The sequence below is a fragment of the Streptococcus sp. 27098_8_113 genome (assembly GCF_041432545.1).
Taxonomy (GTDB): Bacteria; Bacillota; Bacilli; order Lactobacillales; family Streptococcaceae; genus Streptococcus.
The window spans coordinates 20,363-36,712 of sequence record NZ_JAPVZU010000008.1; the positions used below are offsets into that span (position 1 = coordinate 20,363).

The following is a 16,350-nucleotide window of genomic DNA, read 5'->3' on the forward strand; positions in this document are numbered from 1 at the left end:
AAGGAACTAATATGATTAGAAATATTCTATCAAGTAATGGTAAAAGTCTAGGAATCACCGACATCCTGCCCCAGTATGGTGAAGACTATCGTCTCTCTGTCATGGACGGAACAGTTGACTATCGAACAATCCCCTTAGGAGCCTACGATTTATTCAAACAAGGCTCCAGCAAACAGGATTATCTGGCAGATATTGAAAAAATTAAAACAATGGGCTTCAATACCTACCAGCTGTCCTTTTCATGGACTCGCCTCTTTCCGACAGGAGAAGAGCGGAGACCCGATGCTAAGGTCCTTGCTTTCTATGAGTCAATTATCGATGCACTGCTCGAGAATGACATTGAACCAATTGTAAGCCTGTCTCATTTTGATTTCCCTCTCCATTTGTATGAAAAATACGGAGCATGGAAAAGCCGGCAAATGATTGCCATGTATGAAAAGTATTGCGAAGCCGTTTTGACCCACTTTAAAGAAAAAGTCACTTACTGGATTACCTTTAAAGAAATGAGCGCTCTGTCTTATTTGCCATTCTTAGGCGCTGGGCTACACTTTGACAGCACAGAAAACCAAGAACAACAAATTTGGCTGGCTGCCCACCATCAGCTAATCGCATCCGCAAATATGGTTAAGCTCGGTCAAACCATCAATCCAACCTTCCAATTCGGTAGCTTGATTACCATCAATAGTGACTCTCACCAAGAAAATCACTCAGCTACTGATGCCTTGGGCCATGAGTTGAACAGACGTAAAAACTACATTTTTACAGATGTGCAGACCAAGGGACACTATCCAAATCACTTCCTTCGCTACATTGAGCGAAATCAGCTTGATCTGGGCATTACGGAAGAGGATGTCTTCGCCTTAAGGGAAGGCATCGTGGACTTTGTTGCCTTCTCACATTATGCGGCGGAAAATATCCAAGATTTGTTTACCAACAAATATGTCCGCAAAAATGTAGAAACTTGCCTTGCACAACCTGTCCTTCTTCGAATTGCCATGTCTGAGCTATATGAGCGCTACCACAAGCCTCTCTTGGTCATTGAGACTTGTTCTGAGGTCTCTGACCATCCGCAATTAGCTAAGAATATTCAAGACAACGTTCAAGAAATTATTAAATCCGTTGAGATTGACGGGATTGAGTTGCTTGGCTACACACCATTTAGCTGGAGCGATGTAAATATCTAGGATCCAGTCTCAAGCTCAAAACATAGAAAAAATCTCCCTAAGAAAGTGAATAATCACTTGTGGGGAGATTTTTGATGTTTTAGAAGAGCAATCAAAGCCTTAATCTTTTCCTTTGCTATCTCTAAAAATCCGATAGCTAGTCTCAGCGACAGGCAGGCCGATGATGGTGTGCATATCACCTGTAATTGAGCGGATAAAGCGAGGATCCAGCTCCTGAAAGCCATAAGCACCCGCCTTATCCAGCGGACGCTTGTCATGCAGATAAGCCTCGATGACAGGCTCTAATTCTGGGTAATAATCCACAAAGTCCACCTGCGCCACGGTGTAAAAAACTTCTAGAAAATCCTGCATACGTAGGCAGACCGAGGTCACTACATGGTGGCTCTTGCCAAAGTAAGAGCGAAACATCCGACTGGCTTCAGCTAAATCCTGTGGTTTATTGTAAATCTGATCATCCACTACGACGATGGTATCAGCCGAAATATAAAGAGTCTCGGCTTCTAAGTCCAAATCAGACTTGGCCTTGGAAATCTCACAGCAAATCTTGGCTGCCTTGGTCAGAAAGTCCTGATCATCGATGCTTGCCATACAATGCTCTTCGATAGCTCGCTCGTCCACTTCTACAAACTGAATCTCTGGATTCAAAAAGCTCAGCAATTCCTTGCGTCTGGGCGATGTAGACAGCAGGACAAAGCGGCGAATCTCTCCTTTTTCACCTTCCCTTTGGTAGTCAAAAACCGTCTTCATGATTGTCCTCCCGTGTCCTTTAATTGAAAGAGTTCATCCACCCGCAAATCAAAAACTTGAGCGATTTTTAAAGCCATCTCTAGCGAGGGATTGTAGCGATTATTTTCCAAATGCAAGATCGTTTCGCGCCGCATTCCAATGCGGTCCGCTAATTCCTGCTGGGTCATGCCTCTGGATTCGCGGACAGATTTAAGATTGGTGATAATATTGCTTTCCTTGGCCATTTTTAACCTCTCTTTTCAAATAAGAAGAAGACAAATCCAAAGAGCAAAACCAAGACACCAATCATGATGAAAAATATTCCAGCATTGACTGTGATAGATCCTACATTAGCACTGATCCCTGCAAGCACCAGCAAAGTTGCTATACAGATGGCAAACATCAAAGTCGCTGCTTTTGCTAGATTGGCATAAAAGCGCTCGTCTGCTCTCTCCTTGACCTTTTTCAAGGCAAAAAATAAAAGAAAGAGAAACTGGATAGCGAGGAGGCTTCCCAAAGCAATGTGCTTTATAATGGGCGGATTGGTGCTCGGAGTCCACAACCAAATTCCGACAGTATAAATAGAGGTTGCCGAAAGCGTTAGTAGATTATAAAATTTCATGGTCAGATCATAGACCTGCTTTTCTTGAACTTCTTTCATCTTCTTAGGCCATGGTTTCATGTGAAACCAAGACCAGATACTCACGAGCTGACCTAAACTTACTAAACCGACAATCATCCACTTGGCTGGCCAGTTGAGATTGCTGGGAGCAAAGAAAACGGTAAAATCAATAAAGAGAGCGGTGGCGACCATCAAAATGAGGCCAGCCATTTTTTGACTTTTTTTCATGATAGACTCCTTTCGTGTGTTAGAAATATTTAACACCCTTTATGTTATAAATATATCACATACAAGAATAAAAGACAAGCATTTATGTGCTATTTGAGAATTTTTTTATTTCCGCAAACAAAAGCCCCAGAATTTCTCTGGGGAGCTGGCTTATTCTTTACTAATACAATATTCTTGGTGTTCCTGCAAGCTTTCATCGGTCTGAATGGTCACTTTGGCAATGCCGTAAGCTAAGAGCTTTTGGCGCAGGACAGCCTGCGTTTCAGCCAGCAAATTGGGATTTTCCAGACAGATATGAAGCATGGCAAATTTTTCCAAGCCATCTGTTGTCCAAACATTGAGCTGGGTGATGGCTCGCACATTTTCCAGCGCTGCTATTTCCTGATAAAGCTGACTAAGATCCACATCGCTGGGCACATGGTCTAGGAAGATCTGGATATTCTCCCAAAATTTTGGCAGCGCCTTGCTGAGAATAAAGCCTGCGATGACGAGAGAAAGCAGCGGATCCAGGAAATACCAATCGGTGAAGCGCAAAATAAGAGATACGAGAATAACCGCTAGCCAGCCCAAAATATCCTCAAGAAAATGCAGACTAAGAATGGATTCATTGTGGCTGTGGCCATGGCTGACTACTCTGCTAGCTGCTGTATTAACGGCAATAGCAACAATTCCCAAAACCAACATGCCATCATAATTTACCTTCTCAGGAGCGAATAATTTAGGGACATTTTCCACGATTACCAAGGTCGAACCGATCAGCAAAATCACTGAGGTCAAGAGGGCACCCAGCAGGCTGTAGCGTTTATATCCTAGGGTATAGTTGCGGTCTTCTTTTTTTGTGGAAATCTTCTCAAAAAGAGTCGATAGGCCAATAGCCAAGGCATCTCCTGTATCGTGAATTGCATCTGCTAAGACAGCACTGGAATGAAAGAGAAGGCCAAAGATAAACTCAATAATAGCAAAAGAAAAGTTCAAGAGAAAAGCGATTGTCATATTTCTACTGGATTTCATGTGAACCTCCTTATTTATTTTCCTAAAATAATGCGATTTATGGTATAATCTAATCAATACCGAACACTCTGTTCAATTATATTATCCACTATTATCAGAAAGGAAACAAGAGCCAGTTCATGCCCTTTGTCTCTTAGCAGACAAAAAGCTCTTTTTGTACGGAATTTCCATGGATAGACGAGTAAAAAAATCACGCGCAGCCATTTACCAATCCTTTATCAGCCTGCTCAATCAGAAAAGCTACGAAAGCATCACCGTTCAGGAAATCATTGATCTAGCAGATGTGGGCCGCTCCACCTTCTATAGCCACTTTGAGACCAAGGAAACCCTGCTAGAGGAACTCTGCCAAGAGCTCTTTCAGCATACCTTTATCGAGCGCTCTGAAGGACGCGATTTGTTTGAAGCGACAGCCCATATTTTCCAGCACTTTCGGAAAAATCAGGATCGGATAGCCACCCTTCTTCTAGCTAAAAATACTTATTTCATCAACCGCCTGAAAATCGAGCTTGAGCGCTATCTCTTTCCCATGATTGAGCAGAAATTATTGCAGAAAAAAAGCCATCTGCCAGACAACTTTTTAAAAAATTATGTGACGTCAACTTTTGTAGAGACGGTCAGCTGGTGGTTGCAGCAACGAAATCAGGTTGACGAAGACACTATTTCTCACTATTTTCTGGACTTGATGGACTAAGCCGCAATTCGCCTATCATTTTCTGAAAAGATATGGTATAATCGTTCCTTGACGTACGAAAGGAGATTGACTATTTATGAAAAAAGAACACTCACCATTTTTAATTCCAGGTATAGTGATGATCGGGATAGCACTACGGGCTCCTTTTACTGTTTTGCCTATCGTTCTGACAGACATTGCGGAGGGGCTACAGGTTCCAGTTAGCTCCCTGGGCCTCTTGACCAGTCTGCCTTTGATTATGTTTGCCCTCTGCTCTATCTTTGCTCCGCGCTTAGCACAAAAGATGAGCTTGGAAAAGCTGTTTGCTCTTGTGCTAGTCGTCCTAACTCTAGGCTCGCTGATTCGCGTGTTTAATCTTCCCTTACTCTATACGGGAACTATTATTTTAGGAGCGGCTATTGCGGTCTTAAACGTCCTTCTTCCGAGCTTGATTCAGGCCAATCAGCCGCATCGTGTCGGTCTTTTGACGACTCTTTATATCACATCGATGGGGCTGTCGATCACGATTCTGTCTGCTCTGGCTGTTCCCATCGTTCAAATGAGCTCTTGGCAAGGTCTCATTTGGGTATCGACCCTGATTTGCTTTGTGATTCTTCTGGTTTGGTTGCCCAATGTCAAATATAGCCATCGCTTGGCGGCTAAACAGCAAGGAAAGCAGGAGCAAGGAGCGCTTCTGAAAAATCCAAGAGTCTGGGCCTTGATTTTATTTGGTGGCTTACAGTCACTACTCTTTTATACCAGTATGACTTGGTTGCCAACCTTGGGGCAGCAAGCTGGCCTTTCTACTGATACGACCGGACTACTAGCAGCGGTCTTTTCTCTGATTAGCCTGCCCTTTTCAATGACAATTCCTAGTTTGACAGCGCGCTTGAAAGCTCGTCAACGTCTGGTCATGATTAGCCTGGTTTCTGCGGCAGGTCTGATCGGTATTACCATGCTCTTGATTCGGACAGATTCCTTTGCTTATTGGCTGATTCTTAATCTGCTCATTGGTATGTCTGTCAGCGCCCTCTTCCCCTATCTCATGGTGACCTTCTCCCTCAAGACCTCTACACCTGCGCAAACGGCTCAACTATCTGGACTGGCTCAAACTGGAGGATATATCCTAGCCGCCTTCGGCCCAAGCCTCTTTGGCTACAGCTTTGATTTGTTCCATTCTTGGACACCAGCTATCCTCATCCTCCTCGGACTGACCGTTATCATGACCATGAGCCTCTTTTACATAGAAAAATTTGATAAGATTCTATAAAACTTCTGATTCTCCATCAGGAGTTTTTTGCTGCCAAGTTTCTTGTAATTGCCGAAATTCACTTGAAATCATCTTTCCTCATCTTACTTGCTTGATTTTTTTGCTTATAACATAATTTCAAAAGGATTTTCCATATTTTTGATAAAAACACTTATATTTCATTATAAATACTTGCATATACTTATAAAATGACTTATAATGAACTTATAAAGAAGCAGAAAGGATGAAAAAGATGTATCAAGAGCAGCGGCTTTCAAAAATGCTGGAACTTTTAGAGGACAAAGGACAACTGGCAGCTAAGGACATGGTGGATTATTTTCAGGTTTCTAAGGACACTATTCGCCGTGATTTTTCAATTTTGAGCGAGCGAAAACTAGTCCAGCGCACCCATGGCGGGATTATTCCTTTAGAAACTAGTCGGCAAATTCCCTCTTTCAACGACCGTGTCGGCCAACTAAACCAAGAAAAAAAGGCCATTGCTCACAAGGCTCTGGACTTTCTCAAACCCAATCAGGTCAATTTCTTTGATGTGTCGACGGTGGTTCTTAAGCTGGCTCAGAAAGTTCAGCAACCGATGACAATTTTTTCTCATTCTTTGGATAATGCCATCATGCTGAGTGACCAAGAGCAGGTTGCTTTCCATCTTTTAGGTGGGAAGTTCTATCCGAGAAATCGTTTTTACTACGCCCTCAATGAAGCCGAGCTGCTCAGAGATATTTCTTTTGATCTAGCTTTTATCGGAGCTGCAGGGCTGAAAAATGGCCAAATCAGCTTTGAAGATCAGGAAGATGCCTATCTGAAGAAGCTAGCTCTCAAACAGGCCAAGACAAAGATTCTGCTGGCCGAGCAGGCCAAAGTTAAGAAAGAATCAACCTATATTTTAGGAAATATCAGCGATTTTGACTACTGGATCACCGATCAAAAACCTAGCCCTGAGCTAGAAGCTCTTCTGGCTGGGAAAGTCACCATTATTTACTAGCTCGACAAGATTTCATTTTGTAGCTTATGGAGGAAGCAACCATGACCAAGCAAGATATTCGTTTGATTATCAGCGACATTGACGGCACAATTCTCGATGACCAGCACCAAGTAGATCCGCAGCTGAGGGAGCAGATTCCCTTGCTAAAAAAAGAAAACATCCCTTTTGTTCTAGCCTCTGCCCGCTCTCCTCTGGGCATGGAGCCAATTGCGCGCAAGCTGGGACTGGGTGATAACCCACTAGCCTGCTACAACGGTGCTCTGGTCATCAAGGGTGATCCGCAAAATTACGAGACCATTATCGAGCATCCATTGGATAAAAAAGAAATTCGCACTTTTCTGGAGTTGGTCAAAACTAAGTTTCCTAGTGTTTCCATCAATCTCTACTCTGGCAAAGATTGGATTGCTGACCGTTTGGACAAGTGGGTGCAGATTGAAGCCGAGATTACAGGTGAGCAGCCTCTTATTCAAAATGTTCTACTGCCCGTTCTAGATATGCTCATTCCAGCCCATAAGCTGCTGTTGATTGATGAAGCAGCTGTTATCCAGCAGCTCCATGCCTACTTGCAAACGATAGATTTTCCAAATACAGCCTTCTACCTGTCCAAGGACAACTATTTGGAAGTCACACATAAACAGGTGTCAAAAGAGCAGGCCCTTCTAGAAGTGGCCAAACACTACCAGATTCCGCTGGAGCAGGTCATGACGATTGGAGACAACTTCAATGACCTTCCAATGCTGCGACTGGCTGGTCTGGGAGTTGCCATGGGCAATGCCCCTGAAGCAGTTAAAGCTGAGGCAACAGTCGTCACTAAAAGCAACAACCAGCATGGGGTCGCCAAAGTTATTGAGGAATATGTTTTACTATAATGCAAAAAAATCTGCCCTTGAGCAGATTTTTTTATTGATGGTAATCATAGGCAAGGCGAGGGCTGCCATCTGGCAAATAAATCGTACCACACTGGCTAAAACCGTAGCGGCGAATGGCTGACTGCATCGGATGGTTATCTTCATGCGTATCGATGCGGAGATAAGGAATCTGCTGCAAGCAAAAGTCAAAACATTGATGAGCCAGACCCTTTACTTGTCCATTTGAAGCGATACGATGGATTGTACCGTAAGGCTCTGAAAAATGCCAAGCACCTTCAATCTCTTGGTAGGTTGGATCTGGTCCGATGATGAACGCAAAGGTTCCAACAACTTGCCCAGCCTCTTCAAAGACATAGCAGTGACCTACCCGAATATCTTCCTCTACCAGCTGACGATTCGGATAGGAAGCTGGCCACTGACTGAGATTTCCCATAGTCCGCATAAACTCCCTAGCCTGCTCAAAAATTGCTAAAATTGCTGGTATATCTTGCATTTCCGCCAAGCGAATCATGACTTCTCCTTTCAGCTTGCATTCTTATTTGACAAATTCCTCGTAGTTACCCGTGTAATTAGCCCACTCCTTACTGAAGAATTTTTCATTGATCTGATAATTCGGAGCAGGTTGAGGATTAGACACAAAAGGATCGACAGCCTTGTCGAAGGCCAGCCAACCATTCCAGCCCATGTGGATCGTGTCCTGCATGAAGTAAGGCTTATCGCCGTCCTTAGAAAAGTCAGCAATATTTGTAAAGCCTTGACTCTCCAGCTGGAACTTAATCTTCTCAACTGTCCGCTGGTACATCTCTTCGCTCAGTCCAGTATAGGCCATCCATTTGGCATTGACCGGTGGAATGACAAAGATGACATTGGTTTTTGATTTGGCAAATTGTTCCAAAACTAGCTGCAAATCATTGTACTCAGGAGACTTTTCGTAAGACTGTTTGGATTGGAATCCTTTGAACTTCTTGATTTTTCTAGCCAAACGCTTCTTATAAAAGTCGTTATCGATCCCTAAATCATTGTTATTGGTCTGCTTGACAGCATCTGCAGTAGCCAGTTTTTCCAATTCTTCATAGGAGAATTCATCTGGAAGACGGGAAAGCTGAGGTAAAACCTTCGTGTCATAGTTGCCATTATTACCAGCAGCAAATGTACTGAAAAATGCATCCTCCCGCTGATAAATCCGGCTCATAGTATGGATATACTGCTGCTCAAAAGAAGTCAGTTGGCTTCCATCGGCCACTTTCCTGACAATATCCCCCATAGCAATGTTGGGATAGAGCTGCAAAAGCCGCTGGGCCGCATACTGAGCGCCTACGCCACCGTCCTGCCAACTGAGAAAGCCAGCTAGCTGGTCGCTATTGAAATACTGCTGAAAAGCTGCTGCATCATAGCCTTTTTTAGTAAACCATTGCGGAGAAACGACATAGACAGCCGTCTTATTTTCCAGCTCAGAGGTCATCTGCTGCATCCCAAAATATTGGTTGAGCGAAGCCGCCCCCCGCTGCCCTAGAAAATAAGGTCGGTAATTGCGGTCATACTTCTCGGCCAAAACAGCTGGGTGCATGCTGTCAAAGCGCAGCCATTCGCTGGAGCCAAAGTAGGGCACAAAACGGGTATCTTGATCTGTCAGGGCCGTCATTTTTTTGCTACGGCTTTTGAACGTTTCTGCTGTAAGGGTCACAGCTGCCCGCTTCTCTGCTTCCACATCGTGCTTTTTCTCAAGCGGATAGAAGAAAAAGAGCAGGGCGACCATGACCAAGGCGCAGAAGACCGGCCCCAGAATCAGCCAGAGTCGTTTAAGCATTACGAAGCTCCGTTACACCTTCAACGATTTTATTGGCTGTATTCCAGTCATCGCGACCAAATTCTGATACTGGCACGCGGATATCAAAACGGTTTTCCAGCTCAACAATCAGCTCTACTGTCCCCATGCTGTCCAAAACGCCAGCATCAAACAAGTCCTCGTCCATCATGTCCGAAACATCTTCCATAAATAATTCGTCAATAATTTCAATTACTTCTGCTTTTACATCCATTATAGTTTCCTCGTTTTACATTTTATTTTTTAAACCAAAGGTCATTCAAAAATCCTGAGAAGATCAAGAATGAGAACATGACAACATGGAAGGTGATAACAACCCCCAGTGCTTGGGTCCACTTGTTGTCAGGCAGGGCTGGCAGTCCCTTGCTTTTACGCTCTTTATTGATGGTCTTTTTCTTACGGAGCCAAGCGTCATTGACCACCAAACCCAGACCGTGGAAAAGACCATAGGCGATATAGTACCAGGTCACACCATGCCAGAAGCCCATGACCAACATATTGATTATATAGGCTACACTGGAAGTCGTATTGCGGTTTTTAAAGACCTTGTTGCGCATGAGCACCATGACCAGACGCATAAAGACAAAGTCTCGGAACCAGAAGGACAGGCTCATGTGCCAGCGATTCCAGAATTCCTTCAAATCGCGTGAAACAAAAGGCTTGTCAAAGTTGATAGGACTCTTGATGCCCATAAGATTGGAAATGGCCACCGCAAACATCGAATAACCAGCAAAGTCAAAGAAGAGATCCAGACCAAAGACATACATGACGCCTAGCGTTCCCAGATTGAAGAAACCGCCAGTATAGAGGGCGTAGGTCTTGACATGCCCTAAAATCATGTGGCCAAAGATATGAGCCAGTACAAACTTATAGAGAAAGCCCAGCATGATATACTTGACCGACTGCTCCAGCATATCTAGAAGCTCATCGCGCTCTGGTATCTGGAGATAATTTTCATTGAAACGCTTGAAACGATCAATAGGACCACTAGAAAAAGTGGGCATAAAGAGCATAAAGCGGAGGAATTCCCAGAGGCTGAAATCAGTCAGCACGCCATCCCTCAGCTCAATAATCATACCAACTGAGCGGAAGGTCAAATAGGAAATTCCCAAAAAGCCAAAGAGTGATTGATGGCCACTAATAGCTGGCTCGACCTTAACCCAGAATAGGGGCAGAACCGCCAATGCTGTATGCAAATAAAATATCCACTTGCTGTCCTGCTTTTTGCGGTAGAATTTATAAGAATAGACCCAGACCGTCTGCCAGACAACATAAAAGAGCAGGGCATAGAGCTGCGCCAGACTAGGACCTGTCAGCATCAAGACGATAAAAGCCAAGCTAACTAAGGCTTCGTAGACCGAGAAGCGTTTCTTAAAGAAAAGTCCGATAAAGATTGGCAAAACAGCCAAGATAAGATAAAGGAAATACTGTGGGTCTCCGTAAGGCTCCAGATGAGGAAGCTGTTTCAAGAAATCCATCATGACTTGTTGACCTCACTAATCAGCTCCTTGATATCAATCTTGCCGTTTGGTGTTAGGGGCAGAGATTCCCGATAGAGGAACTTAGATGGCATCATATAAGACATCATGATATCCTGTAGATCCTCTTTGATAGCCTTGGTAATATCGATTTCGCGGTCAAATTGCTCCGCAACACCGTCTTTCAAAATAACGTAGGCCAATAAGTTTTGAACCTTGTGGTCCTTATTGTAGCGTGGCACTGCTACTGCCGCCTCGATATACTTGGATTTGTTGAGGTTTTGAGACACATCCTCTAGCTCGATGCGATAGCCGTTAAACTTAATCTGGAAGTCCATACGACCGCCGTAGAGTAGGAGGCCTTCATCAGTCATCGTACCCACATCGCCTGTATGATAGGCTGGCAGCCCTTCAAATTCAAAGAAGGCTTCAGCTGTCTTTTCAGGATTGTTGAGGTAGCCCTTGGATACGGCTGGTCCACAGACAATGATTTCGCCCTGCTGACCATTTGGCAATTTTTGCCCATTTGCATCGATGACAAAGGTTGGAGAATCTTCCTTGGTATAGCCGATTGGCAGACGCTTGAGGGTCGCTAACATCTCATCTGTGATAGCAACTGCAGACAGAGCCACTGTTGCTTCGGTTGGGCCGTAAGCATTGATAATACGAGCCTCAGGGAAACGCTCCCGCAATTTCTGAGCTGTCTTGACTGTCAGCTCCTCCCCATCAAAGTAAAAATGCGTAATACCTGGCATCTTTTGGCTGTTAAAATCTTCCGAAAGCATGGCCATATCCGCAAAGGACGGTGTAGAAGTCCAGATTGCTACAGGCAAGCTAAGAATCGCTTCAAATAGCTGCTTGAAGTCCTGAGTCAGACTAGAAGGCAGGGCATAGAGAGTCCCTCCCAACGCCAAAGTCGGTGCCCAGTACATAACTGACAAGTCAAAAGAATAAGGCGGTTGCGCCAGCATTTGCGGACGGCTGGGTGTCGCAAATTCCTTGTCTGTAATCATCCAGTTGGTAAAGCTGAGCAGGTTATCATGAGAGATTTGCACACCCTTAGGTTTGCCAGTCGTACCAGAAGTAAAGATGATGTAGTAATTATCATCACCCTTGACAGGATGGCTCATCTCATAGGCAGTCTTTTCTGCGTAAGCCGCTCGAACCTCTTCCAGACTGAGAATGGCTGCATCTGTATCAGCCAGCGGAAAATCCGCAATGGCAATAATCAGGCTTGGTTCAGCTACTTCCAAAATAGCAGTCACGCGCTCCAAGGCTGAATGACTATCAATAGGAATATAAGCATGACCAGTCTTGGTTAAGGCCACAAAAGTAGCCAACATTTCATATTCCTGACCACCGTAAACAACCACTGGTGACTTGGGAGCCAGCCCCAAGCTATCAATCTTGGCTGCCAGTGCATCGGAGTCAGCCTTTAGATCTCCGTAAGTATGAACTTGTCCTAGGACATTGTAGACAGGGAAATCTGGCTGCGTCTGAGCAAAGTGCTCAATCGCTTCAATCATATCTGTAATTGCTGTATTTGACATGTGTATAGTACTCTCTTACATTAAAATTCATTGTAGATAAAGCCACCTTGACCTTGACCAAGATAACTAAAGAAATAAAGCAGGGCTACGAAAATCACAAAGTATAGCAATGTCTGCCCTACAAACTTATAAATCGTCTTATATTTCGTCATTTCATTCACTCTTATCTTTTTTAGATAGACATAGATTATTTTACCATTTTATAGAGAAAGATTTCAATATAAAAGCTATCAATTGTGTAAAGTTCTTGTAAGGAAATAAGGAGAAAAAGAGTTACTTCCCTTATCTTTCAAGGGTGAAATCCTTTTCAAAATCTATAAGTGAAATTTCTATATATTACTTGACTTTTTGTTCAAAAGGGGTTATCCTATATGTAGAAAGTTTATATATAATATTTTTATATATAGGAGGTAGTGCATGTATTTCCCTACATCTTCTACCCTGATAGAATTTCTGATTTTAGCGATTTTAGATAAAGAAGATTCCTATGGCTACGAGATTAGCCAGACTATCAAGCTCATTGCCGATATTAAGGAGTCCACGCTTTATCCTATCCTGAAAAAATTGGAAAAGAGTCAGTATTTAGCGACTTACTCTCAGGAATATCAAGGTCGAAAACGAAAATATTATTCTCTGACCCCAACAGGTCAGAAACAACTGGTCAGCCTCAAAAATGAATGGGAGCTTTATGCCAGCATGATTAAGGGCATTATCGAAGGGAGTGTTCGCCATGACAAGAACTGAATATCTAGCCCAGCTAGAAAAATATTTAAAAAAGTTGCCAGCAAAAGACTATCAAGAAGCCATGGACTACTTCACCGAGTACTTTGACGAGGTCGGTCCAGAGGGAGAGGCAGCAGCTATAGCTGAGCTGGGCAGCCCCAAAGAAGCGGCTCACGAGATTATCATCAATCTTCTGGACAAGAAAATAGAAGAAGATAGCCAAGAAGCTAGCTCCGTCAAAAATAGTAAGCAGATCGTCCAGGTTGCTATTCTGTCCATCTTGGCGGCTCCACTAGCAATTCCTCTATTAATTTTGGCTTTGACTTTGATTTTCACTTTCTTCCTCCTCGTCAGTGTCCTTGCTTTTGTCATGGTCGTCTTTACCTTTGCTATGCTTCTCCTAGGGGCTAGTCTGATTTGGGACAGCCTGACTCTCGGCATGGGCACTTCTATTCCTGCTTTTGCCCTTAGTTTGGGGATGAGCCTCTTAGCCTTCGGACTTGCTGGACTCTTCTATCTCAGCATTGATCCTATCCTTCGCTTTATCAAACTGAGTTTTGTCAAACTCGCCCAAGCCTTGGCCCAGAAAGGAGGCCGTCATGTTTAAAGTAAGAAAAACCGTGTTCAGCATTGCGATTACTACCTGTCTGCTGGGTCTAGGCCTGTTACTAGTAGGCCTGGCCAGTGGAGGTCTGCAGGATCTAGTAAGGAGCTCCGTTTCCAGCGCCAAGATGGCCAAGCAAGAAGAAACCTATGATAATATCCATTCCCTAGACCTAGAGCTCAACAATCGCTCGGTCGTAATTGGAGAATCGCCCGATGATAAGGTTCACTTGACCTATTATCAAGGAGACGGCAAGATAACTGAAAAAGTAGCTACTAAAGCTAAAAACGGAAGTTTATACATTCAGGAAGCCAGATCTTTTATCAACATTAGCAGTGGTCTACGCTCTTTACTGGGCTTGATAGATGGAGAATTAGAAAGGACTCAACAAATCACTCTAAGCCTACCTAAGGGAAGGAACTTGGAGCAGGTCAAGGCCAGTTTAGCTAATGGCAGCCTATCAATCAATGACCTGACAATCAAAAAATTAAAAGCCGATCTCAGCAATGGCTCTATCGAACTCAGTCAGAGCCAAATTAAGAGCGGTAGCATTGAAAGTGCTAACGGTAGCATCGAGCTAGTCCAAACCAGCCTGACCGATACTCAAATCAGTCTCTCCAACGGTAGTATCACTAGTGATAAACTGATTCTCAAGGGCAACATCAACATGTCCAGCGACAATGGCTCCATCGATCTCCATCTCGCCGAAGAGACCTACAAAGCCATCTCACTAGACCTGCAAACAGACCTAGGTGACATTGAACTGCCCAAGGATATACAGACCAGCTACGACCGAGAGGACTTCATAGGCGATCGGGTCATTCATACCAATGAACAGGCTCAAGCCAAGCTGACCGCCCGCACCAGCACCGGCAGCATTGAGATTAGTCATTAAAAATAGAACGGAGCCTGATTGGTTCCGTTTTTTATGGTCAAAATGGTAAAATAAGATAGAGAGGTGTTTCAAATGACAAATTATAAATGGATATTTTTTGATATTGGTTCTACTTTAATTAATGAAGAGAAAGCTTATCAAGATAGGATTGAACAAGCAATTGCAGGAACAAATATCACTTATGATGCATTTTATCAGCGGATGCTACTATCATTTAAAGAGGGGCAAAAGGGAGATTTAATAGCGTTACAAGAGTTTGGTCTAGAACGTCCGAAATGGAACTCTGAACTAGAAACACTTTACCCAGATACAAAAACGGTCTTAGAAATACTACATAATCGCTATAAAATAGGTATTATCGCTAATCAACTACCCGGCTTAGAGGAGCGATTAGAAAAGTTTGCTATCAGTCAATGGATTGATCTGATTATCTCATCAGCTGACTGTGGATTTTCCAAACCTAGTTCTGAAATTTTTCAACTAGCCCTTCAACAAGCTTCATGTTCTGCTTCACCTGCTATTATGATTGGTGACAGACTTGATAATGATATTGTGCCAGCTAAGGCATTAGGCATGAAAACTATTTGGATAAAACAAGGATTTAGTGCATATAGTCCAATCCAATCACCGTCAGAAGAACCTGATTTTACTATAAATTCCTTATCGGACTTGCTAAAAATTCTCTAACCCCACCTTTACTTCCTATAACCTTTATGTTATGATACTCTATAAAATTTACCACAAGGAGGTCCTCATGAAAAAACTCACACCTGGCATGCACATTCGGGTCGTCAGCCCCTCGTCGTCAATCGAACACATTGGAGGCTTTGAGGCCAATCTAGTCGCCAAGGAGCGCTTGGAAAAGCTAGGATTTACCGTGTCTTTTTCGGAGCATTATCTAGAAAATGATATGTTAGGTTCTGCCTCCATCGAAAGCCGGGTGGCAGACATTCATGCTGCCTTCTCAGATGACTCCGTTGATGCTATTCTGGCCACTATCGGAGGTTTTAACTGCAATGAGCTCCTGCCCTATCTGGACTTTGAATTGATTGCTAGTAATCCTAAGATTTTCTGCGGCTACTCAGACACAACAGCCTTGCTCAACGCTATCTATAGTAAGACTGGTATGAAAACCTACATGGGACCGTCCTACTCTAGCTTTAAGATGGATGCCCTGCAGGACTATCAGACCGAGAGCTGGCTCAAGGCCGTCAGCCAGACTTCTTATGAATTGACTCCTAGTGAAAAATGGGGCGACAATGCTTGGTATCTGCCCGATGCGCCACTGACCTTCCATGAAACGGAGTGGAAAGTCTATCATCACGGACAAGCCCAAGCCACTGTTATCGGCGGTAATCTCTCCACCTTCTCACTTCTGCGCGGAACACCCTATGCCCCAACAGATGAAAACTATGTCCTCTTTGTTGAAGAGGCGGAGGAAGATGATTATGTGGAATTTGACCGCAATCTTGCCGCCCTCCTTCAGGCCTATCCCAACCCACAGGCCCTTCTCATCGGCCGCTTTCCAAAAGAATGCCAGATGACAGAGGAGCTGCTCTTTTATATCTTGGATAAACATCCGATTCTCAAACAAATTCCCGTTCTTTATGACTTGGACTTTGCCCATACTCAGCCACTCTTTACCATTACCATCGGTGCTCAAGTGACCGTGGATACGGAGACGATGTTGATCAGAATTGATGAATAAACAAGAAA

General features: G+C 43.8%; 20 protein-coding genes. 10 read left to right on the forward strand and 10 right to left on the reverse strand.

All coding sequences use genetic code 11. The features are described from left to right. Positions 1-11: 11 nt before the first annotated feature. Entirely contained in the window at positions 12-1,184 is a 1,173-nt protein-coding gene (locus O3644_RS05805; protein ID WP_048765640.1) for a family 1 glycosylhydrolase, read from the forward strand. A gap of 99 nt (positions 1,185-1,283) precedes the next feature. On the opposite strand, the gene O3644_RS05810 is transcribed toward O3644_RS05805, so the two are convergent. From O3644_RS05810 to O3644_RS05825, 4 genes are all read right to left on the reverse strand, one after another. Then, positions 1,284-1,931 carry a nucleoside triphosphate pyrophosphatase gene (locus tag O3644_RS05810; RefSeq protein ID WP_048765641.1) on the reverse strand — a complete coding sequence of 216 codons (648 nt, stop codon included), beginning with the start codon at positions 1,929-1,931 and terminating at the stop codon, positions 1,284-1,286. Then, the gene (locus tag O3644_RS05815; RefSeq protein ID WP_048765642.1) at positions 1,928-2,155 is read right to left on the reverse strand and encodes a helix-turn-helix transcriptional regulator; all 228 of its coding nucleotides are present in this window, start codon (positions 2,153-2,155) and stop codon (positions 1,928-1,930) included. The genes O3644_RS05810 and O3644_RS05815 overlap by 4 nt, the downstream gene beginning before the upstream one ends. Before the next feature lie 2 nt (positions 2,156-2,157). Continuing rightward, positions 2,158-2,760 (reverse strand): DUF3796 domain-containing protein, encoded by a 603-nt coding sequence (locus tag O3644_RS05820; RefSeq protein WP_048765645.1) that lies wholly within the window; start codon positions 2,758-2,760, stop codon positions 2,158-2,160. A gap of 150 nt (positions 2,761-2,910) precedes the next feature. Further along, the gene (locus O3644_RS05825; RefSeq protein WP_048765647.1) at positions 2,911-3,771 is read right to left on the reverse strand and encodes a cation diffusion facilitator family transporter; all 861 of its coding nucleotides are present in this window, start codon (positions 3,769-3,771) and stop codon (positions 2,911-2,913) included. Positions 3,772-3,940: 169 nt separating this feature from the next. Between O3644_RS05825 and O3644_RS05830 the strand changes: the two genes are divergently transcribed. From O3644_RS05830 to O3644_RS05845, 4 genes are all read left to right on the forward strand, one after another. Next, entirely contained in the window at positions 3,941-4,462 is a 522-nt protein-coding gene (locus O3644_RS05830) for a TetR/AcrR family transcriptional regulator (RefSeq protein WP_048765648.1), read from the forward strand. A 76-nt stretch (positions 4,463-4,538) separates the two neighbouring features. Further along, positions 4,539-5,711, forward strand: coding sequence for an MFS transporter (locus tag O3644_RS05835; RefSeq protein ID WP_048765649.1), 1,173 nt, complete (start codon positions 4,539-4,541; stop codon positions 5,709-5,711). A 232-nt stretch (positions 5,712-5,943) separates the two neighbouring features. Then, on the forward strand, positions 5,944-6,690 hold the full coding sequence (locus O3644_RS05840; RefSeq protein ID WP_048765741.1) for a DeoR/GlpR family DNA-binding transcription regulator: 747 nt from the start codon (positions 5,944-5,946) through the stop codon (positions 6,688-6,690). A 41-nt stretch (positions 6,691-6,731) separates the two neighbouring features. Beyond that, entirely contained in the window at positions 6,732-7,559 is an 828-nt protein-coding gene (locus tag O3644_RS05845) for a Cof-type HAD-IIB family hydrolase (RefSeq protein ID WP_045500014.1), read from the forward strand. A 31-nt stretch (positions 7,560-7,590) separates the two neighbouring features. On the opposite strand, the gene O3644_RS05850 is transcribed toward O3644_RS05845, so the two are convergent. From O3644_RS05850 to O3644_RS05875, 6 genes are read right to left on the reverse strand one after another with little or no spacing between them, the layout of a single operon-like run. Continuing rightward, positions 7,591-8,070: a GNAT family N-acetyltransferase gene (locus O3644_RS05850; RefSeq protein ID WP_247950927.1), complete on the reverse strand. Its 480-nt coding sequence runs from the start codon at positions 8,068-8,070 to the stop codon at positions 7,591-7,593. Positions 8,071-8,094: 24 nt separating this feature from the next. Further along, positions 8,095-9,366: a D-alanyl-lipoteichoic acid biosynthesis protein DltD gene (dltD, locus tag O3644_RS05855; protein ID WP_268731584.1), complete on the reverse strand. Its 1,272-nt coding sequence runs from the start codon at positions 9,364-9,366 to the stop codon at positions 8,095-8,097. Beyond that, entirely contained in the window at positions 9,359-9,598 is a 240-nt protein-coding gene (gene dltC / locus O3644_RS05860) for a D-alanine--poly(phosphoribitol) ligase subunit DltC (protein ID WP_005591431.1), read from the reverse strand. Before dltC ends, dltD begins: the two co-directional genes overlap by 8 nt. A gap of 22 nt (positions 9,599-9,620) precedes the next feature. Beyond that, complete coding sequence (dltB, locus tag O3644_RS05865; protein WP_247950925.1) at positions 9,621-10,865, reverse strand: D-alanyl-lipoteichoic acid biosynthesis protein DltB; 1,245 nt, start codon at positions 10,863-10,865, stop codon at positions 9,621-9,623. Beyond that, complete coding sequence (dltA, locus tag O3644_RS05870) at positions 10,862-12,412, reverse strand: D-alanine--poly(phosphoribitol) ligase subunit DltA (RefSeq protein WP_371595288.1); 1,551 nt, start codon at positions 12,410-12,412, stop codon at positions 10,862-10,864. Before dltA ends, dltB begins: the two co-directional genes overlap by 4 nt. 20 nt (positions 12,413-12,432) lie before the next feature. Then, complete coding sequence (locus O3644_RS05875; protein ID WP_005591428.1) at positions 12,433-12,564, reverse strand: teichoic acid D-Ala incorporation-associated protein DltX; 132 nt, start codon at positions 12,562-12,564, stop codon at positions 12,433-12,435. A gap of 265 nt (positions 12,565-12,829) precedes the next feature. On the opposite strand from O3644_RS05875, the gene O3644_RS05880 reads away from it, so the two are divergent. From O3644_RS05880 to O3644_RS05900, 5 genes are all read left to right on the forward strand, one after another. Next, a complete protein-coding gene (locus tag O3644_RS05880) occupies positions 12,830-13,156 on the forward strand; it encodes a PadR family transcriptional regulator (protein ID WP_371595289.1) in 327 nt (108 codons plus the stop codon). Next, positions 13,143-13,742 (forward strand): DUF1700 domain-containing protein, encoded by a 600-nt coding sequence (locus O3644_RS05885; protein WP_371595290.1) that lies wholly within the window; start codon positions 13,143-13,145, stop codon positions 13,740-13,742. Before O3644_RS05880 ends, O3644_RS05885 begins: the two co-directional genes overlap by 14 nt. Further along, entirely contained in the window at positions 13,735-14,634 is a 900-nt protein-coding gene (locus O3644_RS05890; RefSeq protein WP_371595291.1) for a DUF4097 domain-containing protein, read from the forward strand. The genes O3644_RS05885 and O3644_RS05890 overlap by 8 nt, the downstream gene beginning before the upstream one ends. 72 nt (positions 14,635-14,706) lie before the next feature. Beyond that, positions 14,707-15,321, forward strand: coding sequence for an HAD family hydrolase (locus O3644_RS05895; RefSeq protein WP_314043728.1), 615 nt, complete (start codon positions 14,707-14,709; stop codon positions 15,319-15,321). Between the two features lie 67 nt (positions 15,322-15,388). Beyond that, positions 15,389-16,342 carry a S66 peptidase family protein gene (locus O3644_RS05900; RefSeq protein WP_371595292.1) on the forward strand — a complete coding sequence of 318 codons (954 nt, stop codon included), beginning with the start codon at positions 15,389-15,391 and terminating at the stop codon, positions 16,340-16,342. Positions 16,343-16,350: the final 8 nt, after the last annotated feature.